The 23,036-nt window shown below is 67.2% G+C and carries 16 protein-coding genes; 12 read left to right on the top strand and 4 right to left on the bottom strand.

Translation table 11 applies throughout. From position 1 onward, the window contains the following. Positions 1-66 precede the first annotated feature (66 nt). A complete protein-coding gene (locus tag KA419_14475; protein ID MBP7867139.1) occupies positions 67-555 on the bottom strand; it encodes an ATP-binding protein in 489 nt (162 codons plus the stop codon). 280 nt (positions 556-835) lie between these two features. Between KA419_14475 and KA419_14480 the strand changes: the two genes are divergently transcribed. The 5 genes from KA419_14480 (at position 836) to KA419_14500 (ending at position 3,697) form a co-directional block, all read left to right on the top strand. Continuing rightward, entirely contained in the window at positions 836-1,339 is a 504-nt protein-coding gene (locus KA419_14480; protein ID MBP7867140.1) for a ferritin family protein, read from the top strand. Between the two features lie 44 nt (positions 1,340-1,383). After that, positions 1,384-1,845 (top strand): ferritin family protein, encoded by a 462-nt coding sequence (locus KA419_14485; GenBank protein MBP7867141.1) that lies wholly within the window; start codon positions 1,384-1,386, stop codon positions 1,843-1,845. A 68-nt stretch (positions 1,846-1,913) separates the two neighbouring features. Further along, positions 1,914-2,423, top strand: a complete 510-nt coding sequence (tpx, locus tag KA419_14490) for a thiol peroxidase (protein ID MBP7867142.1) — start codon at positions 1,914-1,916, stop codon at positions 2,421-2,423. Positions 2,424-2,520: 97 nt separating this feature from the next. Further along, complete coding sequence (locus tag KA419_14495) at positions 2,521-3,072, top strand: ferritin family protein (protein ID MBP7867143.1); 552 nt, start codon at positions 2,521-2,523, stop codon at positions 3,070-3,072. A 265-nt stretch (positions 3,073-3,337) separates the two neighbouring features. Further along, positions 3,338-3,697: a carboxymuconolactone decarboxylase family protein gene (locus tag KA419_14500; protein ID MBP7867144.1), complete on the top strand. Its 360-nt coding sequence runs from the start codon at positions 3,338-3,340 to the stop codon at positions 3,695-3,697. A gap of 472 nt (positions 3,698-4,169) precedes the next feature. Here KA419_14500 and KA419_14505 read toward each other — a convergent pair whose 3' ends face one another. Then, the gene (locus KA419_14505) at positions 4,170-5,978 is read right to left on the bottom strand and encodes an FG-GAP repeat protein (protein ID MBP7867145.1); all 1,809 of its coding nucleotides are present in this window, start codon (positions 5,976-5,978) and stop codon (positions 4,170-4,172) included. 437 nt (positions 5,979-6,415) lie between these two features. On the opposite strand from KA419_14505, the gene KA419_14510 reads away from it, so the two are divergent. The 5 genes from KA419_14510 to KA419_14530 all read left to right on the top strand — a co-directional run bounded on the left by KA419_14510 (position 6,416) and on the right by KA419_14530 (position 20,036). Continuing rightward, the gene (locus KA419_14510) at positions 6,416-10,678 is read left to right on the top strand and encodes an ATP-binding domain-containing protein (GenBank protein ID MBP7867146.1); all 4,263 of its coding nucleotides are present in this window, start codon (positions 6,416-6,418) and stop codon (positions 10,676-10,678) included. Between the two features lie 73 nt (positions 10,679-10,751). After that, the gene (gene rmuC / locus KA419_14515) at positions 10,752-12,212 is read left to right on the top strand and encodes a DNA recombination protein RmuC (GenBank protein MBP7867147.1); all 1,461 of its coding nucleotides are present in this window, start codon (positions 10,752-10,754) and stop codon (positions 12,210-12,212) included. A 1,007-nt stretch (positions 12,213-13,219) separates the two neighbouring features. Continuing rightward, positions 13,220-14,311 (top strand): 3-phosphoserine/phosphohydroxythreonine transaminase, encoded by a 1,092-nt coding sequence (gene serC, locus KA419_14520; protein ID MBP7867148.1) that lies wholly within the window; start codon positions 13,220-13,222, stop codon positions 14,309-14,311. A 67-nt stretch (positions 14,312-14,378) separates the two neighbouring features. Next, entirely contained in the window at positions 14,379-15,638 is a 1,260-nt protein-coding gene (locus KA419_14525; protein ID MBP7867149.1) for a threonine/serine exporter family protein, read from the top strand. A 912-nt stretch (positions 15,639-16,550) separates the two neighbouring features. Further along, the gene (locus KA419_14530; GenBank protein ID MBP7867150.1) at positions 16,551-20,036 is read left to right on the top strand and encodes an alpha-amylase; all 3,486 of its coding nucleotides are present in this window, start codon (positions 16,551-16,553) and stop codon (positions 20,034-20,036) included. A gap of 186 nt (positions 20,037-20,222) precedes the next feature. On the opposite strand, the gene fmt is transcribed toward KA419_14530, so the two are convergent. Beyond that, a complete protein-coding gene (fmt, locus tag KA419_14535) occupies positions 20,223-21,194 on the bottom strand; it encodes a methionyl-tRNA formyltransferase (GenBank protein ID MBP7867151.1) in 972 nt (323 codons plus the stop codon). A 321-nt stretch (positions 21,195-21,515) separates the two neighbouring features. Then, positions 21,516-22,043 (bottom strand): peptide deformylase, encoded by a 528-nt coding sequence (gene def, locus KA419_14540; GenBank protein ID MBP7867152.1) that lies wholly within the window; start codon positions 22,041-22,043, stop codon positions 21,516-21,518. A gap of 143 nt (positions 22,044-22,186) precedes the next feature. On the opposite strand from def, the gene gmk reads away from it, so the two are divergent. Further along, the gene (gene gmk, locus KA419_14545) at positions 22,187-22,819 is read left to right on the top strand and encodes a guanylate kinase (protein MBP7867153.1); all 633 of its coding nucleotides are present in this window, start codon (positions 22,187-22,189) and stop codon (positions 22,817-22,819) included. Further along, positions 22,812-23,036 carry a DNA-directed RNA polymerase subunit omega gene (gene rpoZ / locus KA419_14550; protein MBP7867154.1) on the top strand — a complete coding sequence of 75 codons (225 nt, stop codon included), beginning with the start codon at positions 22,812-22,814 and terminating at the stop codon, positions 23,034-23,036. Before gmk ends, rpoZ begins: the two co-directional genes overlap by 8 nt.

The raw sequence follows: 23,036 nt of genomic DNA on the forward strand, positions 1-23,036 counted from the left end.
GAAGCGCCCGCCGATTTCCACGACGGCGGCGGGGTTGATCCGGCGGACGGTGACGGACGTCGCGGCTCAGCCGGCGGAGGCTTCCGGGGGGGGGGTGGGGGCGGGTTGCCCCGCGTCGGCGGGGGCGGGCTGGATGCAGAGGTCCTTCTCGAGAACCACCGTCGTCCCGCCACCGGGTGCTTTCCGGAAGTTCACGTGGCTCATGAAGGACTTCATGTAGAAGATGCCCCGTCCGGAGGGCTTGAGAAGGTTCTGCTCCTCCAGCGGGTTGGGGACGCTGGCCGGGTCGAAGCCCTCGCCCTCGTCGGTGATGGCGATTCTCAGGTGGTGGTCCCGGATCTCGATTTCCATCTCCACGTGCTTGTCCGGGGCGAAGCCGTTGCCGTGCTTGATGGCGTTGATCACGCCTTCCCGGACGGCCAGGGAGATCCAGAAGATCTCGTCTTCGACGACCAGGTAGCTTTGCAGGAGTTTCTGGGTGACATCCTGGGTGATGTCGATGAAGGCCATGTAGTCGTTGAATCGCATCCGAATCAGACTGTTGTCCGTCGCCATTTACCACTCCGGCCGTATCATCCGACACTGTAATGCTACCAGCATGGCGCCTCGGAATTCAAGGTTTTTTCCACGGGTTTGGCGTGTTTCCGTTGTGCGGGCGCCGGGGGGAGGGACCTGGGGGGGATCGGGCCCCCGGACGAGCGGAAAGTCCGATCCCGGATGGCGGGACGTGCATCCAAGAGTCCTGCGGGCCGCTCGGAGCTTCCCCCCCCGGATAATTGTTCCCCGGTGGCGGAAGGCTGTGCTATAGTTGGTCAAATCCATCCAGGAGGTCCTCATGGACAAGACGGAAGCCTTGAACATTCTGAAGAGCGCCATCCTCTTTGAAAGGAAGGGAAAAGCCTTTTACGAGCACGCGGCGAAGACCACTCGGTCCGACTCCCTCCGGAAGGTGTTCGAGATGATGGGGGCGGAGGAGGACGGTCACGTGGACTTCCTCTCCGCCCAGTACCGCAAGCTCGAAAACACGGGCAGTTTCGACGCCGACGCGACGCCGGGGGCGGCGGGGGACTTCGCCGTGGAGATCCTGACGGAGGCCGTCCGGAAGGAGGTCGCCGCCGCCGGGTACGAGGCGGCTGCCATCTCGGCCGCCCTGGCCATGGAGGACCGGGCGGTGAAGTTCTACGGGGACCGCGCCGCGGCTTCCGACGACGCGGCCGAGCGCCGGATGTACCAGTGGCTCTCCGATTGGGAGAAGACGCACCTGAACCTCCTGTCGCGGCTCGACCGCGAGCTGACGGAGAGCGTCTGGAACGACAACCGGTTCTGGCCCATGGACTGACGGCCGGCCCGCGGCCGCGACACCTTACCAGGAGGACACGCCCCATGTTTTTTCAGAACATCGACGAGATCCTGCGGTTCGCCATCAGCAAGGAAGAGTCCTCGGCGGCCTTCTACCAATCGCTGGCCGCGAAGGTCTCCCGGCCGTGGATGCGGGACGCCTTCGAGGAGTTCGCCCGGGAGGAACTCGGCCACAAGGCCCGGCTGGAGACGGTCCTGTCCGGTGCGCGGCCCGCTTTCCCGGACGGGGCTGCGGGGAAGGTTACCGACCTCCGGATCGGCGACTACCTGGCCGACGTGGAGCCCACGCCCGACATGGAGTACCAGGAGGCGCTGATCCTGGCCATGAAGATGGAGAAGCTGGCCTTCAAGCTCTACACCGACGTGGCCGCCCTCACGCCGGACCCGGCCATGAAGGCTCTCCTGGGCTCCCTGGCCCAGGAGGAGGCGAAGCACAAGCTGCGCTTCGAGCTGGAGTACGACCAGTACGTGAACAAGGAAAACTGAACCGGCTCCGGCCCCGCCTTCCCGGCGCGGGCCAGGGCCGGTACCCCCCCTCAAGGAGACGACGGACAATGGAAGAGCGAAAAGTGACCTTTCTCGGAAACCCACTGACCCTCGAGGGCACTCCGCCTTCGGTGGGGGCGCCGCTCCCGGGCTTCACGGCCCTGGACAACGGCCTGGCGCCCGTCGACATCGCGTCCTTCCGCGGGAAGGTGGTGGTGATCTCCGTGGTGCCCTCGCTGGACACGCCGGTCTGCGACGCCCAGACCCGCAAGTTCAACCAGGCGGCCACCGGCTTCTCCCCGGACGTGGTGGTCGTCACCCTCAGCATGGACCTGCCCTTCGCCCAGAAGCGCTGGTGCGGCGCCGCGGGCGTGGATCGGGTGGTCACCCTCTCCGACCACCGGGACGCCGCCTTCGGCCGGGCATGCGGGCTGTTGATCCGGGAGCTTCGCCTGCTGTCCCGGGCCGTCCTGGTCCTGGACCGGGAGGGGGTCGTCCGGTACGTCCAGGTCCTCGACGAGATCACCCACGAGCCCGACTACGAGGCGGCGCTGGACGCCGTCCGCCGATTGGGGTGAGCCGGCCGGTCGGTGGAAGGAGGAGCGATGGGTATTCAATTCAACCTTACCAGCCTGAACAAGAAACCGGCTGGCAATCATCAATGAGGAGGCTATCATGAGTCATTGCTGCGGCTGCGACCGCGCCGAAAAAATGCTGGCGACGGCCCTGGACATGGAGCGGAAAGGGCTCGAGTTCTACGAGAAGACCCTGCAGACCTGCCACAACGAGGTGGGCCGGCGGATCTTCACCATGCTGAAGAAGGACGAGGAGGTCCACGCCAAACGGATCCAGATGCACTACGACGCCCTTCGCGGCACCCACCAGTGGGCGGCGGACTGGAAGACCCACGCCGTGGACCACCCGGACCTCCTGGAGATGATGAAGGGCCTGGCCGTCAGCCAGGGGACCAACATCAAGGCCGAGGCGAGCGACCTGGAGGCCCTGGACGTCGGCATCGACTTCGAGCACCGGGCCGTGGTCTTCTACATGGAGAACCTCAACCGGGCTACGGACCCCGTGGAACGGGCCTTCGTCAAGCGGATGGTGGAGGAGGAGGAAGCCCACTGGAAGGCGCTCTCCGAGATGAAGTACTTCCTCACCGATCCGGCGGCCTGGTTCCGCGAGAACGAGAAGACCACCCTCGACGGCGGCGGCGCGGGCGTCTGAGCCCGGCGTTTCCGGGCGCCGCGGCGGCGGCGGGGAGTTCGCCGGAAGGCCGAATCCACCAAGCCGCGGAGGACGCTGGGAAGCGCAACGTCGTCTGTTCGTAAAAGCTGATCAGGTCCCCGCGTGTTGCCGGCCAGATGGCCCGGGTTTCAACCGGGCCGTTCGCCCGGCGGCCCGCGGGGTGTTTTTTCCGGGTATGCTCCGGTTACGCCCCCGGAACGCTTTCAGTACCCCATTGCCCTCGTGCCTGCAAGGAGGACCAACCATGGCAGCCAAAAGCATCGACGAATTCCGGAAAGAGCGGGAAGCCCTCAACGAGATCGTCCTGCGGAAGGGCGGCAAGAACATCAAGCGCTTCTTCGCCATCGACACCCAGACTTACGAGGCGGGCGCGCTGGACCGCAAGACCAAGGAGATGCTGGGGCTCGCCGCCTCCCTGGTGCTCCGGTGCGACGACTGCATCCTCTACCACCTGATCCGGTGCCGGGAGGAAGGGGTAACCGCCGCCGAGATGGAGGAGGTCATGAACGTCGGCCTCGTGGTGGGCGGCTCCATCGTGATCCCCCACCTCCGCCGCGCCTTCCGCGCCTGGGAGGAGATGGAGGCGGAGCAGGCTCCGGTGTAGGGGCCTTCTCCCGGGGCACTTCGTCGAGCCTCCCTCCCCGGGGTGTCGGCTTTCCGCCGGCAGGGACCCCGGGAGCAGAAGGACCAAAGGGACATTAAGGACGGTAAGGAAGACGCCTTGCCTGGACCGTGAGGGCGCGGTGGGAGGGAGCTTGACGACCTTGTGAAAAGTCCGGATTTTGATCTCACAGAGGCACGGAGGCACGGAGAAGAATCGTAAGGATTGTTGATTCTATTAAATACGATTTGTATTTCTCTGTGCCTCCGTGCCTCTGTGAGAGAAAAGGACTTTTTGCGAACGCATCAAGTTTGACCGCTTGCTGACGCGCGCGGTTCTGACTGAGGGTGATTGACCGCTTGCTGACGCGCGCGGTTCTGACTGGAGGTGATTGACCGCTTGCTGACGCGCGCGGTTCTGACTGAGGGTGATTGACCGCTTGCTGACGCGCGCGGCTCTGACTTGTGACATGGGCTCAGTTGGCAACGGTCCAGTTCGGGTCGGGGACGGCGTTCGGCGTGAGCCGGGCGGAGCCCGAGACGGCGATGCCGCTCAGGTACCAGACCGACAGGGCGCCGTTCCCGCTCACGAGGTTGCGCCAGAGGACGTCCGTCTTCCCGTCGGCGTTGAAGTCGGCGAGGGCCGCGACGTCCCAGTCGGTGCTGACCGTGGGGAACGCGGCGGCGCCGGTGTAACCCACGCCGTCCAGGTACCAGACGGAATTCACGCCGCTGGAGCCGTTGCGCCAGAGAACGTCCGTTTTCCGGTCGCCGTTGAGGTCGGCGAGGCCGGCCACGGTCCACCCGGCGGCGACCGCCGGGAAAGCGGCGTCCCCGGTCACCGACGCGCCGTCGAGGTACCAGACGGTGTTGACCCCGGACGTCGGGTTGCGCCAGAGGAGATCGGGTTTCCCGTCGTTGTTGAAATCCGCGAAACCCGCCACCGTCCAGCCGGCGGCGACGTACGGGAAGGGCGCCGAGCCGGTCACGGAGGCGCCGCTCAGGTACCAGATGGCGTTGTCGCCGGTGGCGGCGTTGCGCCAGAAGATGTCCGCCTTCCCGTCGCCGTTGAAGTCCGCCGTCCCGGCGATCGTCCAGCCCGTGGCCACGTTCGCCACGAAGGCGGAACTGCTCATCGTCACGCCGTTGAGGTACCAGATGGCCGTGTCCCCGGTCGAGAGGTTGCGCCAGAGGACGTCGGTTTTCCCGTCATCGTTGAAGTCGGTGGGGGCCGACTTCCAGGCGACGGCCAGGCGGTTTTTCAGCAGGGTCCCCCAGGAGGTGGGCGTCAGGGTCATGCCGACCCCGCAGCCGCCGCCCGAATTGTCCACCAGCAGGTTGGGGGGGCAACGCATGTGGAAGACCCACGCCAGGTAGGGTACCTCCGCCACCTCGGCGCGCCGCATGAGTTCCTCGCATTCGGCCTCGGTCATGTTGGAGGGCCCGAATTCGCCCACGATCACGGGGATGGTGCGGCTCGGGTTCTCGAAACGGGCGGCGAATTCCGACGCGGGGTCGTACACGTGCACTTCGTACGCCACGTTGACCCCGCCGCCGGCGGTGATGGGGTGGGTGGTGTAGTAGTTCAGGAAACGCGCCCACCCGCCGGTGCCCTGGACCGTGATGAGGTTGTAGGGCGCCCCGGCGAGGTCCTGGCGGTCACGGATGGCCTGCACGGCGCTGTTCATGGCCTGCCAGACCTGGGCGTCCCAGGCGCCGTCGTAGTTCATCTCGGGCTCGTTGACGATCCCGAACATCACGTGGGGCTGGTTCAGGAACTGGTCCGCCAGCTTGGCCCACACCTGGTTCGTGGTGGCGGTGGGCCAGCCGTTGTCATCGATGGACGGGTCGATCCACAGGGCCACCATGACGTAGACGCCCGGCTTCGTCCCGATGTAGTCCGTGATCTGGCGGATGTCGGCCACGTAGTCGTCGTCGTAGAGGGGGGACTGCCAGTGCACCCGTCCGTCGGCGGTGGCGTAGCTCTCCAGGTCGAGGCGGATGAAGTCGGCCTTCCAGACGTCCACCAGCAGGTCGATGCGTCGCTTGACCTCGTCGACGTTCGGGGCGAACCAGGTGCAGGCATTGCAACCGCGGGTGTCGTTCAGATTGGCCCCCCGTCCGCGGAACAGGGAACCGTCGGACTTCAGGATGCGGTTGCCCGAGGTGTGCAGCCAGGGCGTGGCGGCGGGGGCCGACCCGTCCGATGCCGGCCCGTCGCCCGCCATCGCCGGGAGCCCGGCCAGCAGCAGAATTCCCAAGCCGATCGCCGTGATTCGCATCATCTCCTCCTCCTTCAGCATGGCCGTCAGGGGGCCGGGGGGCGCGCCACGAGCCCGGCGTGCAATGCAGCCCGGTCCTGTCTCTCTTTGGTCATTGTACCGCGGGCGGCCGTTGCCGGAAAGTACCATGATTCACCGATCGACTGCGGGTTTTCACCGGTCCGGCCGGGGGGGACTGCGGCCGGGGCCGGTAAGCCCGGGCCCCGGTTCGCCCGGGGCGCCGTCGCGCCCCCCGGGGAGCGTCAAACGGTTGCAGGACGGCGGGGAAACGGTTATCATGAGAAAACCCGGTGCGCGGCGGCCAGGCCGGCGGGACGGACGCGAAAAACCCCGAAGATCGAGCGGGAAAGGGCCTGCAAGGCCTTTGTTTGATCCATGGCCCGGGGGGCCGGCGGCCTTCGGGCGGGGACGGCAGACTTCACGACGACCACGGTGACACGGTGTTCAAGGTCCTCATCAACGACGTTTTCAAGAAGCACCTCCTTCGCCAGCCCCGGGACTACCGCCAGCGGGTCCGGGAGAAGCTGGAGTTCCTGGAGAACGGCATCTGGGACGGCGGGCTCCGGGTGAAGAAGCTCAAGGGCGCCTCCCCCCGCTGCGTCTTCGAGGGCCGCCTGGACGCCGGGAACCGCATCCTCTTCTCCCTCGGGCGCGAAACCGGCCGGGACGGCGCCGTCCACGCGGTGGCCTACGTCTGGGGCGTCGCCAGCCACGACAAGGTCGACCGGAAGAGCCGCTCCGCCCTCCCCGGCGACGTCCCCTTCCTTGGCTTCCGCCCCCTCTCGGAAGTGAAAGTGGACAGCCCCGAGCTGGAACGGATGGACGCCTCGGTGTTCACCCAGGAAGCCATCGCCGAGCGCGTGGACGACGACGCGGCCAGCCAGCGGTGGCACCCCGTGGCCGAGCCCGAGTGGGACCGGATCCGGCGTTACGCGGCCGACGCGTTCGAGCTGTTCCTCCACCTGACGCCCGAGCAGGAAATGATCCTGGAGAGCCCCCTTCCCCTGCTCATCGCCGGGACGGCGGGCAGCGGGAAGACCACCCTCTGCGTCTACGGCCTGCTGCGGAGCGGGTTGCGGGCGTCGAGGCGCCTTTTCGTCACCTACAACCGGCACCTCCGGAACTACGCCGAGCAGCTTTACTACGCCCTGCTCAACGGGCGTGACGACGAGGTTTCACCCGTGAGCCCGGACTTCCGGACCTTCCGGGACCTGTGCCTGGAGATCGCCGCCGCCCGTGGGAAAACCTTCGCCCCGCAAACGGAGGTGGACCTTCACCGCTTCGGGAAGCTGGCGGCGGCGCACCCCCTCGCCCCCCGCCTGGACGTGGTTCTCGTCTGGGAGGAGATCCGGTCCATCCTCAAGGGGGCGCTGCCGCCGGTCAACCCGGAGACTCTCTCCCGGGGGCTGCGGGACCTCCGGGAGAAGCGCCTGGACGCTTCCGGGCTCCGATCGCTGCAGGACCAGTTCCTGGCCTTTGCCTGCATGGAGTCGGGCCGCCCCCTGGAAAAAGCCGTCCGGAAGCACCTGGACACGGACCTGGAAGCTTTCGCGCGAAACCTGGCCCGGCACGCGGCGGCGCGGCCCGAGCGGGTGATCCCGGTCCTGGAGGCGGCCCTGGACCTGATCCACCGCCAGCGGGAACTCACCCGGAAACGGCATCTCTCCTTCGTCGAGTACGAACTGCTGGGCCGGAAGAAGGCCCCCAACTTCCCCGCCAGCCGGAAGAGCGTCTACGCCGTGTTCGAGTGGTACCAGGCGAAGCTGGCGGAGAACGGCTGGTGGGACGAGGCCGACCTGGCCCGAGAAGCCTGCATTTTCGCCACGGCGATGGACGGCCATCGCTGGGACGCCGTGGTCTGCGACGAGGTCCAGGACCTGACGGACGTTCAGCAGGGGCTTCTCTTCGGCCTGGTGCGGGACCCGCTCAAGCTCCTCTTCGCGGGGGACGCCCGCCAGATCGTCAACCCCAGCGGGTTCCGCTGGGAGGATCTCAAGCGGCACTTCCACGAACGCAACCTCCCCGTGCCCCCCCTCCGGTCCCTCAGCCTCAACTTCCGGAGCTCGGGGAGCGTGGTGGAGCTGGGCAACGCCCTCCTGGCCCTCCAGGAGAGTCTCCTGGGGACCTCGTCCGAGCTGACGCGGGAGGCGTGGAAGTACAAGGGCCGCCCCCCGGCGGTGGTCCGGGGGCTCCCCGAGGCCGACTTCCTGCCGCTGGTCCGGGCCGCCGGCGCGAAACGGACCCTCCTGGTGCGCACGGAAGAGGAGCGGACGCGGCTGTCCCGGGAACTGGGGACGGAGCTGGTGTTCACCATCACCGAGGCCAAGGGGCTCGAGTTCGACACCGTGGTGCTGTGGAAGTTCGCCGCCGCCCCCGCCGCCCGGGACGTCTGGGCGACCATCCTCGGCCTGGCGGACCGCCCGGCCCACGACGCCTGGGTCCGGCACGAGATCAACCTGCTCTACGTCGCCGTCACCCGGGCCCGGGCCGACCTCATCGTCTACGACGGCCCCGAGCCCTCCGCCGTGTGGGCCCACCCCGACCTCGCCGAGCGGGTCTTCGAGACGGGCGACGCGGTGTACGTGGAGAAGCTCTGGAACACCCTGTCGAGCCCGGAGGAGTGGGTGGCGCAGGGGCGGTACTTCCTCGAGCGGGAGCACTACCGGGCGGCCATGGAGTGCTTCCGCAACGGCGGCGACGAGCGCGCCCTCGCCGGGGCCTCCGCCCTGTGCTTCGAGAAGGAGGGCCGCTGGGCGGAGGCCGCGGGCTGCTTCGAGGCCGTGGGCGAGACCTCCCGGGCGGCGGCGCTTTACCAGCGGGCCGGCGAGTTCGCGAAGGCGCTGCCCCTGTGGGAGGCCATCGGGGATTCGTCGAACATCCAGGCGTGCCGGATGGAGGTCTACCGCCGGGACGGCAACCACCTCGGGCTGGCGGGGATCCACCTGGACCGGCGGGAGTACCGGGAGGCGGCCGACAGCTTCCTCCGGGCCCGGGAGCACGCCCGGGCGGCGGTGCTGTACGAGAAGCAGTGTGCGGACCCCCGACGGGCGGCGCCGTGCTACGAGGCCGCCGGGTTGCCGAAGAAGGCCGCTGCGGCCTGGACCCGCGGCGGGGAACTGGATCGGGCGGGGGAACTCTACGAGAGGCTGGGGGACTTTGCCCGGGCGGAGCGTTGCTGGAAGAAGGGCCGTTGCACGGACCGGCTCCTGAAGTTCTACCGGCAGCGGAAGTGCAAGGAAAAACTCCTGGAACTTTACGAGCGGGAGGGCATGCTCGACCAGGCCCTCAAGCTCCTCCAGGCCGATTCCGACCCCTCCCGCCTCCGGGAAGAGGCGGAGACCCTCATGGGAAGACGGAAATTCCGACCGGCGCTCATCCGGTTCCAGGCGGCGAAGGACGTCCTCGGGGAGGCCCGCTGCCGCCTGGCGATGAAGGAGTACGCGGAGGCCGCCCTCCTGTTCGGGAGGGGCGGGGATCCTCGGAGCGCCGGACAGGCCTGGGCCCGGAAGGGGGATTTCTCAATGGCCGTGGAGGCGTTCCTGGCCTGCCCGGAGTCCGATAGCGAGGCCGCGAAGGAACTCGTGAAGAGCATCGAGGCCCTGAGCTCCGACAAGGCCAAACCGCTGCGCGCGATCGGGGGGGGGCTGTTGTCCCGGCGGGAGTTCGGCAAGGCCGCCCGCTTTTTCGCGGCGTGCGGCGATCCCCTCAACGAGGGCTGCTGCCGGACCCTGGACGGGAACGACGCGGCGGCCTTGGACTGCTGGGGCCGTCTCCGGAGCAGTCACGCGATGGCCGAGGTGGCCAAGTTCGCCCAGAGGGAAAACCGGATCCGGGTGGGTGGGCGCTTCTTCCTCGGCCTCGACCACGGGACGGACCCGTGGCGCTCTCTGATCCTCAACGACGCGTTCATCGAGGAAACCATCGTCCTGATGAACCGGTACTTCGGCGAACACCCCGACCCCGTGCAACGCCGTCGCTGGTACCGTGAACTCTCGATGTCCGACGATTTCGGCTATCACTGGCAGAAGATCCTGCCGGCCCTGGAGCGGGTCGGGGAGTACGGCGTCGCGGCCGCTTACATGAACCGGGTACGAATCACGGGGTACGGTCTCGGCTCGAGGGAAACCCGGAAAAAACTTCAGGAGGAGATCCCCTCGCTCGTGAAGGAACAGCAGCTCGAGCCCCTGGCGCTCCGCCTCCAGTTCCTGAAGGAGTGGAGGAGGCTCAACGACGTCGTGGGGAGAATCCCCCTGCAGTGGGAGACCTTTGCCTTGTTCGGAGGGTCCGAGCGGCACGGCGAAGCCCTGGCGTTCTGCCGGGAACAGGGGGCGGACTGGGCCATGGAGGACTTTTTCTACGTCTGTTCCGACTTCCGGGGGCTCGGAGCGCTGGAACAGTCCCGGGGGAACCCCATGAAAGCGATGGACTGGTTCGAGAAAGGCGGGGATTTCGGGGCCGCCGCGAGGATCCAGGAGCAGTTGAAGATGAACCAGACGGCGGGGGAGAACTACTTCAAGGCCGGGGAGTATGCCAAAGCCCGGGAAATGCTGGAGGGGGAAACCAAGAAGTCGTGCCGAACCCGGGTGGCCAAGGCCTGCGAGGCCATGGGGGACTATGCGGCCGCCCTGGAAATCTGGCGGGAGCTCAAGAGCGAGAAGAACGCCCAGCGCTGCCGGATGAAGCTTCAGAAAACGCTTTTCTGAGGGCCCGGGACCGGGGGCGGGCGCCGGCCCGCGGCAACACCCCGCCGCGGGGGACAAGGAAGAAGGGGATACCATGCCGTTCCAGGACCTCCTGATCCTCATCCTGCTGATCGTGCTGTGCGCTTTGACGGCCGTCGCCCTGCGGCGGAAACCGACGGCCGGCGAGGTCACGCCCGCCGCCCTCCGGGAGGAGACGGACCGCCTCCTCGCCCAGGTGCGGTCCGAGTTCGCCGCGAGCCGCCGGGAGTCGGGGGAGGATGCCAAGGGCCTCCGCCACGAGGTCTCCACCACCGTGCTGGAACTGGGCCGGACGCTGCAGGGCCAGTTCACGGCCCTGGGGACCCAGCTGGGGGAACAGCTGACCGGTCTCCGCAACCAGGTCGGCGAGCTGATCCGGTCGAACGAGACGAAACTGGGCGAGATGGCGGCCTCCAACGCCGCACGGCTGGGCGAACTGAGCCAGGTCAGCGAGCGGAAGATGGAGGAACTCCGTGCGGCCCTCGACGCGAAACTGGAGGCGGTGCGGCAGGCCGTGTCGGACCAGATGGAGAAGGTCCGGCAGACGGTTGCGGAGCAACTGGACCGGGTGCGCCAGGAGAGCGGCGCGAAGCTGGAGGAGATGCGGAAGACCGTGGACGAAAAGCTGCACGCGACCCTGGAGAAGCGGCTGGGCGAGTCGTTCCGGCAGGTCAGCGAGCGCCTGGAACAGGTCCACAAGGGTCTGGGGGAGATGCAGAGCCTGGCGTCGGGCGTGGGGGACCTCAAGAAAGTCCTGGCCAACGTCAAGACCCGCGGCACCTGGGGGGAGATCCAGCTCGGCAACCTCCTGGAGCAGATCCTGGCCCCCGAGCAATACACGGCCCAGGCCCAGCCCAAACCCCGCTCCGCGGAGCGGGTCGAGTTCGCCATCCGGCTGCCGGGGAAGGAAGAGGGGGATGCCCCGGTCCTGCTCCCCATCGACGCGAAGTTCCCCCGGGAAGACTACGAGCGCCTGGTGGACGCCTCCGAGAAGGGGGACGCCCGCGGGGTGGAGGAGGCCGGCAAGGCGCTGGAGCTTCGCATCCGGCAGGAGGCGCGCGCGATCCGGGACAAGTACGTCGAGCCGCCTCACACCACCGATTTTGCCATCCTCTACCTGCCCATCGAGGGGCTCTACGCCGAGGTCCTGCGCCGCTCCGGGCTGGCCGAGACCCTGCAGCGGGACTTCCGCGTGTCGGTGGCCGGGCCCACGACCCTGGCCGCGCTGCTGAACAGCCTGCAGATGGGCTTCCGCACGCTGGCCATCCAGAAGCGGAGCAGCGAGGTGTGGAAACTCCTCGCCGCCGTGAAGAAAAAGTTCGAGTCCTTCGGCGAGACCTTCGAAAAGGTGCAGAAGAAGATCCGGGAAGCCGACACCGCGCTGGACGCGGCCCGGAGCGACACCCGGATCATGGGGGACAAGCTTCGGGGTGTGGAGGCCCTGACCGACGCGGAGGCGTCCCGGGTGCTGTCGCTCCCGGCGCCCGGGGAGGGGCCCGACGAGCCCGTGGCGTGAGGGCCCGGGGGGGCGTGGGATTAGGCTATAGGCTGTAGTACCCTGAAAATAAACTCGTTGCCAAATCGCGCAAGATAATGGGATCGATCACTCGAGACGTCGGCCGGGAGCCAGACGCGGGCGCCGGCCGCGAACGGGCAACATGCCGCTCGTTCCGGTCGCCCGCGTCGCCGCCCCCGGAACGCGGCGGGGGGGAAGGAAACGCACCCTGAAAGGGTGCGGGGAAGGCGGGTCCGTCCCGGGCTGACCATCCCGGAACGAAGAGCGGCACCCGAAAAGGCCGTCCGGGCTCACGACAAAACGACCCGCAGGATGAACGGCTGCACAAACCGGCAGGGGTCACTCGGTTTTCGCTTCGGACGTCCAGGCACTTTTCAGTCAACCCCTTGTCACGCTGACCCGGATTTCCCTCCCGGAAACGGTCCTTGTACGTGGAGTTCGTGGTTTAATAAGGCTGTTAGCGGTTTAGGCTGAAGGGGTTCAGGCCGGAATCGGGGCCGTCGGGAGCACCATGCCTTCGCCCCGGGACCCCGTTCGTGTCTTCCGTGTATTTCGTGGTTCAGTCTTCCGACTATCCGTGTTCATCCGTGTTCTCCGTGGTTTGCTTCCGGTTAATCCGGGTTGGGCTGTAGTCCCTACGAAGTAAGATCTTAGGCAAAATGAGCAAGATTTGAGATCATCGGTGGGCTCCCACCGCTTTCAGAGCGGGGAAACCCGGTGCGGGGACGAAGGAGGGAATCCCTGCAGTGTCGTCCGGCATGCCCCGGGGCTAAAATGACCCCTTTGTGCCGATCCGGTTCCGGAATCGACGTGTCCGGTCTCTCGCAAAGACGTCCGGACGCAAAGCCTCGCAAAGGAATCCCACTTTTCCGGTTCCTGCTTTGCGAGGCTTGGCGTCTTTGCGCCTTTGCGAGAGATAAAGACCGCCTGTTTTTTCTGGCACAGTCCCGGGGGAGTGTCGTATAATTCTTCTCGGTTTTTGAAATCAACTGCAAGGAGAGCGCGTCATGACGAAACGAGTTCACAACTTCAACGCCGGTCCGGGGACCCTCCCGTTCGAGGTGGTCCAGGAAGCTTCCCAGGGCGTGCTGGAATTCAAGGGCACGGGGATGTCCATCATGGAGATGTCCCACCGGTCCAAGGAATACGACCAGGTGATCAAGGAAGCCGCCGCCGACATGCTGGAGCTGCTCGGCGCGCCCGCCAACTACAAGGCGCTGTTCATCGGCGGCGGGGCCAGCCTGCAGTTCTCCATGACCGCCATGAACTTCCTGCCCGCGGACGGCGCCGCCGACTACATCAACACCGGCGAGTGGGCCACGAAAGCCATCAAGGAGGCCAAACTCTTCGGGAAGGTCAACGTGGTGGCCTCCTCGGAGGACAAGAAGTTCTCCTACATCCCCGACGTGAAGAACCTCGCGTTCAACCCGGACGCCGCCTACCTCCACTTCACCACCAACAACACCATCTACGGCACCGAGTTCCACGAGTACCCCGCCCCGCCCGCGAACGTGCCCCTCTTCTCGGACATGTCCTCGGACTTCATGTCCCGCCCCTTCGACATCACGAAGTTCGCCCTGATCTACGCCGGGGCGCAGAAGAACGTGGGCCCCGCCGGCGTGACGGTGGTCATCCTCCGGGAGGACATGCTGGAGAAGATCAAGCCGGGCCTGCCCACCATGCTGAGCTACCAGACCCACTGGAAGAACGACTCCCTCTTCAACACCCCGCCCTGCGTCAACGTTTTCGTGGTGGGGCTCGTCATGAAGTGGCTGAAAAAGAACGGCGGTCTGAAGGCGGTCGAAGAGGTCAACGTCCGCAAGGCGAAGCTGATCTACGACGCCATCGACAACTCCGGCGGCTTCTACCGGGGCACGGTGGCGCCCGAGGCCCGCTCCCTCATGAACATCACCTTCCGCCTCCCCTCCGAGGAACTGGAGGAGAAGTTCGTCAAGGAAGCCGGCGCGGCCGACTGCAAGGGGCTCAAGGGCCACCGGAGCGTCGGCGGCATCCGGGCCTCCACCTACAACGCCCTGCCGGAAGCGTCCTGCCAGGTGCTGGCCGACTTCATGAAGGAATTCGCCCGCCGGAACGGGTGATCCGCACCAAAACGTGAAATCCGCGAAAACCCGGCGCCTGCCGGGTTTTCGTTTAACCGGGGGAGACTTGGACATCGACACGGAATCCATCCAGACCTTGGCGGTCCCCGCGGAGTCGCGTCCCGAGGAAGAGAAAGTCGTCGCCTTCGCCGCGCGCCTGGCACGGGCCCTCCACCGATCCGGCTCACCTGCCACCCGTCTGGAGGAGGTGATCGGAGGGATCGCCTCGCGCCTGGGGCAGGAGGGCAACTACCTCTCGCTGCCCACGGCGTTCATGGCGTCCTTCGGGCCGTTCGGGCGGCAGAACGTGGTCCTGGTGCGGGTGGAGCCGGGGGACATCAATCTCCAGAAGCTGGTCCAGCTCGACGAGGTGGCCGACCGGGTCTCGTCGGGGAAACTCGATCTCGATACGGGGGCGCGGCTCGTCGAGGCGGTGGAGACCGCGCGTCCCCCGTACGGTCCCGTCCTGACGACCTTCTGCACCGGCGTGACCTCGGCGGCCACCGCCCGGTTCCTCGGCGGTGGCTGGCGGGAGATCGCCGTCTCGGGGGTGATCGGACTGCTGGTGGGACTGATGTCGATCTTTTTCACCCGCCGCCGGGCGATCTACCGGGTTTTCGAGCCGGCGGCAGCCTTCCTGGCGTCGGTCCTGGCCGTGGCGGCCGCGTGGTGGATCGGTTCCCTCTCCACGTCCGTGACCATCGTGGGCGGGCTCATCTTCCTGGTGCCCGGGTTCTCCTTCACCATCGCCATGTCGGAACTGAACAGCCGTCACCTGATGTCGGGGACCGGCCGGCTGATGGGGGCGTTCACCACGTTCATGATCATCGGTCTCGGGGTCCTGCTGGGAGGGAAGGTGGCGGTGATGCTGAGCCTTGTCTCCCGGGGGGCCGGAGAATCGATCCCTCTTCCGTGGGCCGAGGCCCTGGCCATGGCAGCTGGGCTGCTGTGCCTGGGGATCATTTTCCGGGCCCCTCCCCGCGACCTCCACTGGATCCTGGGAATCGGGTCCGTGGCCTACGCCACCACCCGCTTCGGGGCGGACCCGCTGGGTGCGGACGTGAGTACCTGGCTGGCGGCCCTGGTGCTGGGATTGCTGTCCAGCGCCTACTCCCGCCTGAAGCGGCGGCCCGCCACCGTCACCCTGGTCCCCGGGCTCATGCTCCTGGTCCCCGGCAGCATGGGCCTGCGGAGTATGCTCCTCATGATGGACCAAAACGTCATGACAGGCCTGGACGGTGCCTTCCAGGTGGCCATGATGGCGGTCACCCTCGCCACGGGTCTTCTGGTGGCCGACATTCTCCTTGCCCCGAAGAAGTCGCTGTAGTCCCTACGAAGTAAGATCTTTGGCAAAATGAGCAAGATTTGAGATCATCGGTGGGCTCCCACCGCTTTCAGAGCGGGGAAACCCGATGCGGGGACGGAGGAGGGAATCCCGGCAGCGTTGTCCGGCATGCCCCGGGGCTAAAATGCCCCACTGGTGCTGATCCGGTTCCGGAATCGACGTATCAGGTCTCTCGCAAAGACGCCAGGACGCAAAGCCTCGCAAAGGAATCCCCCTTTTCCGGTTCCGGTTTTGCGAGGCTTTGCGTCTTTGCGCCTTTGCGAGAGGTAAAGACCGCCTGTTATTTTTCTGGAGCGTCCGGATGATCCGTGTCCATCCGTGTCCATCCGTGTTCATCAGTGGTTTCTCTCCGGTTTATCCGGGTTGGGCTGTAGGCTGTAGGTCCGGAGGCATTTCCATCGGTATCGGTATCGGTATCGGAATCGCGGTCGCAGTCGGTATCGGAATCGCGGTCGCACGCGGGGCTGCGGTTGCCGTCGGGGTCGCCGCCACCGTCGCGACCGAAGATGCCGCGGCCCGGGGAGGGAGGTCCTTCGGGCACGATCATGGCTCAAACGCGCAGGGTTCGGGGGTGACACGTTCCTCCCGCCGCCTTCGCTGGAAACCCGTTCGAGGAACACAAACCGCGAATCCCGCGAGACAGCTCCGAAAAGCGTCACCAGGCTTTCTCCCGCCTCCCTGCTCTTTCCAGTCAATTAGTGAACATTAGTGGAATTAGTGGTTTAATTCCCTTCTTCTCCGCGGCGATACAACGAGAATGCGCTTGCAAACGGGGCGAGGAAACCTTACCATGAGGCTTCCATGCCCGATCCCGGGCGCATTCCGTTCTCAGGGGTGGTGACGATGCGGGATTATCGCGCGCAGGACATCCGGGTGGTCTCGAGCCTTTCCGACATGCCGGGCGGACGCCTTCTCTTCGAGTTCCACGTCTCCCGGGAGTGCCGGGAGCGCTACCGCTTCGACGCGGCCATCTACGGGCTGACCGGGAACGTTCTCCTGGCGGACATGGCCGCCGCGCGGGACATGGCCGCCCGGATGAACGCCGTCCGCGACGCCCGGAGCAACCCCGCCCTGGCGGTCAACGCCGCGGACCTCAACGCCATGGCCCTCATCGACGAACTGATGCACCTTATGGCGGCCGCCTACCGCCGGCAGGTGGGGGACGGGTTGTTCGGGGAGGCGCTCGCCTTCCTGCGGGGCCGCGTGGGGGAACCGGAGGTGGACGGGGGCCTGGAGGCCTTCACGGGGCGCTTTCCTCCCCAGGCCGTCCACCGCGGGGAATCCACCCCGGCGGCGTATCTGGCGGGCGCGACGGCGGGGTACGCTCACGCCGCCGCGGCCACCGAGGAGCTCCTCCTGTTGTCCCTGGCCAATGCCAACCCGGCCTTCGCGCCCTACGTCGAGCTGTTCGACGACGCCCCGCTGCGCAAGGACACCGCTTACCCCGGCATGGTGGAGGGCCTGGACGCCTTCTTCCGCAGCCTCCCCGGTTTCGGCGAAACGGGGCTGAGCTTTCTCGACTTCCTGACGGCCCCCCTGCGCGCCTTCCCGAACTCCCTGAGCGACCAACTCCGGTACATCCGGGAGCACTGGCGGGCGTGGATCCCGGGCGACGTCCTGGACCGCCTCATCCTCCGCCTCCTGCGGGCCCTGGACATCCTGGAGGAGGAGCACAAGCACCGCGCTTTCTGGAAGGGGGGCGAGCCCGAACCGGGGACCCAGTTCGGCCTGGACGGGCTCCGCGGGCTCGGGGCCGACGCCGAACCGGAGCAGTACTCCCCCGACCTGGACTGGATGCCCAACGTGGTCATGATGGCCAAGAACACCCATGTCTGGCTCTGGCAGCTCTCCCGGAAATACGGCCGCGAGATCGCCCGGCTCGACCAGGTCCCCGACGAGGAACTGGACGCCCTGGCCCGCCGCGGCTTCACGGCCCTGTGGCTGATCGGCGTCTGGGAGCGGAGCGTGGCGTCGGGGGACATCAAGCGGCGCATGGGCAACCCCGAGGCCCTCTGCTCCGCCTACTCGCTCTTCGAGTACCGCATCGCCGGCGACCTCGGGGGCGACGACGCCTACTGGGCGCTGAAAGACCGAGCCTGGCAACGGGGCGTCCGCGTGGCCGTGGACATGGTCCCGAACCACACGGGCCTCTTCTCCCGCTGGGTCCTGGAACACCCGGAGTGGTTCATCCAGGTGGATCACCCCCCGTACCCCTGCTACACCTTCAACGGCCCGGACCTCTCCCGCGACCCGAACGTCGGCCTGTACATCGAGGACGGGTACTGGAACCGGTCCGACGCCGCGGTGGTGTTCAAGCGCGTCGATCACCGGACGGGGGACACGCGCTACATCTACCACGGGAACGACGGCACCCACATGCCTTGGAACGACACCGCCCAGCTCAACTACCTTCGGGCGGACGTCCGTGAGGCGGTGATCGGGGAGGTGCTCCGGGTCGCCCGCTACTCCTCCATCATCCGCTTTGACGCCGCCATGACCCTGGCCAAGCGGCACTACCAGCGACTGTGGTTCCCCGAGCCGGGCGCCGGCGGCGACATCCCGTCGCGGGCCGAGCGGGGGCTCACGAAGGAGGCCTTCAACGAGGCCATCCCGCAGGAGTTCTGGCGGGAGGTGGTGGACCGCTGCGCCGCGGAGGCCCCCGACACGCTTCTGCTGGCCGAGGCCTTCTGGCTCATGGAGGGTTACTTCGTCCGCACCCTGGGGATGCACCGGGTCTACAACAGCGCCTTCATGAACATGCTCAAGCGGGAGGACAACGCCAACTACCGCACCGTGCTCCGCAACATCCTGGAGTTCGACCCCGAGATCCTCAAGCGCTTCGTCAACTTCATGAACAACCCCGACGAGGAGCCGGCGGTGGCCCAGTTCGGCAAGGACGACAAGTACTTCGGCGTCTGCGTCATGCTGGCCACCCTGCCGGGCCTGCCCATGTACGGCCACGGCCAGGTGGAGGGCTTCGGCGAGAAGTACGGCATGGAGTACGCCCGGCCGTACTGGGACGAAACCCCCGACCACTGGCTCGAGGAGCGCCACGCCCGGGAGGTCTTCCCCCTCCTGCGGCGGCGCTGGCTCTTCTCGGGCGTCGAGAACTTCCGGCTCTACGACGTGGTGGACGACCAGGGGAACGTCCGGGAGGATGTGTTCGCCTACTCCAACGGGCGGGGCAGCGCCCGCGCCCTGGTGGTCTACAACAACCGCTTCGCCCACAACGCGGGCTGGGTCCGGCTGTCGGTTTCCTTCCGCGACCGGGGGGCCGAGGACCTGGTCCGGCGGACGCTGGGAGAGGGCCTCGCGCTGTCGGGGGACCCCTGGACCGTCTACCGGGACGCGGTGACGGGCCTGGAGTACCTCCGGCCCACCGGGGAAATCCGGCGGGACGGGCTGCACGTCTCCCTGGACGCCTTCAAATACCAGGTGTTCCTGGATTTTCGGGCCGCCGAGGGTGCGTCCGAGGCCGAGTGGGCCAACCTGCACCGGGTGCTGGGCGGGCGGGGCGTCCCGAGTCTCCGGGAAGCCCTGGTGGAGGAACGCGTGCGGCCCGTGCTGCGCCGCTTCAGCGACCTGGTCGCCTCCGACCTTCCCGAGCGGTTCCGGGCCGCCGCGGCTTCCCGGGCCGCCCGCGACGAGACGGCCCTCTCCGATCGTTTCACCGCCGTTTTCGGCCGTCTCCTCGAGGCCGCCCGGGCATCCATCCCCGGGGACCGCGACTGGGACGCCCTGCAAACCGGGATCACGGCCCGCGTGCTGGGCGCCGCCCGCCTCGACGCCGGGCAGGCGCGGATGGGGAGCCGGCGCGCGCCCGGCTGGCGCCGGCTCGCGGCCGCGTTCCGGCAGACCGCGGCCGGGGACGCCCTGGACGGCGACCTCCAGCGGAAGCTCTTCTACGCGTTCCTGGTGACCGAGCCCCTGCTGGGCCTGGCCTCCGACGAGACCATGCGTGGGCTCTTCCGCCGCCACGCCCGGGAGGTCCTGCCCCGCTGCGGGCTCGACCCCCACTTCGCCGACGAGCACGTGACCCTCTGGTCCGTTCTCACCTCCAGCCACCGGCCCGGCGACCTCGACGGGCTGGACGACGCGACCCTGGGGGCGATCCTGAACCGGGCGGACGTCCAGGCCTGCCTGGGGTGCAACTGGTACAACGGCATCTACTGGTTCAGCCGGGAGAAGTTCCTGCTTTTCCTGTCCTGGGTGTTCGTGGTGGCCGCCCTGGAGATCCTGCAGACGCCGGCTGCGGCAGGCACGGGGACCGCCCGGGCGCTCATCCGGCTGCGGGACCGCGTGCTCCGGGCCGTGGAAAACGCGGAGAAGGCCCAGTACAACTACCACCGCTTCACGGCGTTGTGTGCCCGGGCGCGGTAGCCCCACCGGGCAAAGGACGAAAGGACCAAAACGACCAAAACGACCAAAGGGACCCAAAGGGACCCAAAGGACGGCCAGCCCCTTGCCGCCGCCTTTCTCTGTCCTTTGGGCTCTTTAAGTCCTTTGGGTCCTTTAAGTCCTTTGGGTCCTTTTGTCTTTTTGACCCTTACGTCCTTGGCGGCCGGGTCAGCCCCCGAAGCGCTCGCCGGGGGCCACCCGGGCGCCGCGGGCGAACTCGGCGCCGGTGACGGCGCGGCGTCCGGGCAGCTGGAGGCGGAGGATTTCCAGGCAGGTCCCCTCGGCGCAGACGACCAGGAGGTGGTCCCCCCGGGGCAGGAGTTCGCCGGGCGAGGCGGGGCCGTCGGGGAGGCCGGGGGGTGGGGTTGCACCGGGCCCGCCGAGGGGGGCGGCCTCCCAGACCTTGACCGTTTCGCCCCGGAACAGGGTGAAGGCGGCCGGCCAGGGGTTCAGCCCGCGGACGAACCGGTCGAGTTCATCGGCGGTTCGGGACCAGTCGAGTCGCCCCATCTCCCGGGTGAGCTGGGGGGCGTAAGTGGAGAGCGCGTCGTCCTGGGGGGTGAAGGCGGCCTCGCCGCGCTCGAAGCGTTCCAGGGCTTGCACGATGCACGCCGCCCCGATCCGGGCGAGCCGGTCGTGGAGGGTGCCGGCGGTGTCCCGGGGCCCAATGGGCTCCCGGGCCTGGAGGAGGATGTCGCCGGCGTCGAGCTTCCGGGCGATCCGCATGATGGTGATGCCGGTCTCGGGGTCGCCGGCGAGGATGGCGTGGTGGATGGGCGAGGCGCCCCGGAGTCTTGGCAGGAGCGAGGCGTGCACGTTCAGCGGCGCGACGGCGGGGATGGCGAGGACCGCCCGGGAGAGGATCTCGCCGTAGGCGGCCACCACCAGGAAGTCGGGTTCCAGGGCCCGGATCGCCTCCACGGCTTCGGGGTGCCGGAGCGTCGCCGGCTGCTGCACGGGGACCCCGCGCCGGAGGGCGGCGGTCTTGACGGCGGGGGGCGTCGGCTGGAGCCCCCGGCCGGCGGGCCGGTCCGGCTGGGTGACGGCGGCGACCACCGCGTGGCCGGCGTCGCACAGGGCCTCGAAGGCCGGCACGGCGAACTCGGGCGTGCCCATGAAGACGATCCGGTACGATTTCATGACCCCTCCAGAAAGATAACCACGAACCACACGAACCACGCGAACGGGTATGCTTCCCCTCACCGGTATCGGTATCGGAATCGGTATCGCAGTCGGAGTCGCTGTCGCTCTCGGAACCGACTGCTCATTTCCTTGGGATGCCGAATAAGGCGAGGGTCCCCTCTTGTATTTTCGAATGCGATTGCAACCCCGATGCCGATTCCGACCCCCAGGGGAAACCTTACGGTCTTCAGCCTGACAGCCTTCAGCCTATCGACCTTCCGACTGCGACTGCGATACCGATACCGACCCCGATGAGTTCGCGCTTTGGAAAAAAAGGGCCTAAACGGTCGCTTCGAGCGGGGAAAGGGCGCCGAAGGAACGTTTCAGCCGCCCCTGGACGAGCTTCCGCCGGAAACCCGCCAGGCGGTCCACGAAGAGGACGCCCTCCAGGTGGTCGATCTCGTGGAGGATGCACCGGGCGAGCAACCCCTCGGCGTCCATCGCGCGCTCGTTTCCCTGGAGGTCGTGAAACGCCACCCTGATCCTCAGGGGGCGCACCACCGGCTCGAAGAAGTCGGGCACGCTCAGGCAGCCCTCGTCCTGGCGGTCCGTCTCGAGGGACGCCTCCAGGACGTGGGGGTTGACCAGCGTGTGGAGGTGGTCGGGCGCGTTGTCGTGGGTGACGTCCACGGTGATGAGCCGCTTGCCGACTCCCACCTGGGGGGCCGCCAGCCCGATGCCGGGGGCGGCGTACATGGTTTCGGCCATGTCGTCGGCCAGTTTGGCCAGCCCCGCGTCGAAAACGGTCACCGCCTCCGCTTTCCGACGGAGAACGGGGTCGCCGTATTTTCGAATGGTCATGAGCATCGTCGGGTCCTCCTCGCGCGCCTTTCCTTTGGATGCGGCCCGTTGAAAAAGGATAACCGATCCGCGGCGATTCGTCAATCCTCGAGGCTTTACTTCATCGCCCGGTTGCGTTATATTAAGCGATTCGGAGGAGCGGACGCCTCATGAAGCGGAGCGGCAACCTCATCGTCGTCACGGCCCCCTCGGGCACCGGCAAGACCACCATCATCCGGCGGATCCTCGCGGAGATGGACGGGATCGAATTCTCCGTCTCCCACACGACCCGGCCGGCCCGCACGGGCGAGTCCCACGGCAGGGACTACTTCTACGTCGACCGGGACGAGTTTGCCCGGATGGTGGAGGACCACGCGTTCTACGAGTGGGCCGAGGTCTTCGGGAAGTACCTGTACGGTACCTCCCGGGCCTTCGTGGACAGCCGCCTGGCCGAGGGGGTTGACGTCCTTCTGGACATCGAGGTCCAGGGGGCACTCCAGATCAAGCGGTCGGTGCCCCGGGCCGTCCTGATCTTCCTCCTGCCGCCCTCCTTCGACGAACTCCAGGACCGGATCGCCCGGCGGAACCTGGACGCGCCGGCCGAGATCCGCAAACGGCTCGAGACGGCGCGAAAGGAGATCCGGCTCTACAACGAGTTCCACCACGTGATCATCAACGGGGAACTCGAGAGTTCCGTCCAGGCCGCGAAAGCCGTCATCGGGGCGGCCCGGTGCCGCGTCCCGGAGAACGAGCCCCTGATTCGCGAGATTTTGAATACTTTCGAAGAGGATATCCATGTTTAAACTTCCGGAAAACGTCCCCAGCAAGTACCTGTTCGTCCTGCTGGCCGCCGAGCGGGCCAAGCAGCTTCAGCGGGGTTGTGTCCCCATGGTGAAGACGGGCCATGTCAAGCCTACCTACCGGGCCGTGGACGAACTCATGGACCAGAAAGTGGAATTCATGCTGACGGAAAAGACCATCGACGCCCAGGCCCTCGAGGCCATGAACCTCGAGGAGTAG

Source organism: Acidobacteriota bacterium (assembly GCA_018001935.1).
GTDB lineage: Bacteria > Acidobacteriota > JAAYUB01 > JAAYUB01 > JAAYUB01 > JAGNHB01.

Excerpts from the sequence above, each read along its gene's own strand:
- KA419_14475 (MBP7867139.1), bottom strand. The coding sequence starts at position 555 with ATGGCGACGGACAACAGTCTGATTCGGATGCGATTCAACGACTACATG.
- KA419_14480 (MBP7867140.1), top strand. The coding sequence starts at position 836 with ATGGACAAGACGGAAGCCTTGAACATTCTGAAGAGCGCCATCCTCTTT.
- KA419_14485 (MBP7867141.1), top strand. The coding sequence starts at position 1,384 with ATGTTTTTTCAGAACATCGACGAGATCCTGCGGTTCGCCATCAGCAAG.
- tpx (MBP7867142.1), top strand. The coding sequence starts at position 1,914 with ATGGAAGAGCGAAAAGTGACCTTTCTCGGAAACCCACTGACCCTCGAG.
- KA419_14495 (MBP7867143.1), top strand. The coding sequence starts at position 2,521 with ATGAGTCATTGCTGCGGCTGCGACCGCGCCGAAAAAATGCTGGCGACG.
- KA419_14500 (MBP7867144.1), top strand. The coding sequence starts at position 3,338 with ATGGCAGCCAAAAGCATCGACGAATTCCGGAAAGAGCGGGAAGCCCTC.
- KA419_14505 (MBP7867145.1), bottom strand. The coding sequence starts at position 5,978 with ATGATGCGAATCACGGCGATCGGCTTGGGAATTCTGCTGCTGGCCGGG.
- rmuC (MBP7867147.1), top strand. The coding sequence starts at position 10,752 with ATGCCGTTCCAGGACCTCCTGATCCTCATCCTGCTGATCGTGCTGTGC.
- serC (MBP7867148.1), top strand. The coding sequence starts at position 13,220 with ATGACGAAACGAGTTCACAACTTCAACGCCGGTCCGGGGACCCTCCCG.
- KA419_14530 (MBP7867150.1), top strand. The coding sequence starts at position 16,551 with ATGCCGGGCGGACGCCTTCTCTTCGAGTTCCACGTCTCCCGGGAGTGC.
- fmt (MBP7867151.1), bottom strand. The coding sequence starts at position 21,194 with ATGAAATCGTACCGGATCGTCTTCATGGGCACGCCCGAGTTCGCCGTG.
- def (MBP7867152.1), bottom strand. The coding sequence starts at position 22,043 with ATGCTCATGACCATTCGAAAATACGGCGACCCCGTTCTCCGTCGGAAA.
- gmk (MBP7867153.1), top strand. The coding sequence starts at position 22,187 with ATGAAGCGGAGCGGCAACCTCATCGTCGTCACGGCCCCCTCGGGCACC.
- rpoZ (MBP7867154.1), top strand. The coding sequence starts at position 22,812 with ATGTTTAAACTTCCGGAAAACGTCCCCAGCAAGTACCTGTTCGTCCTG.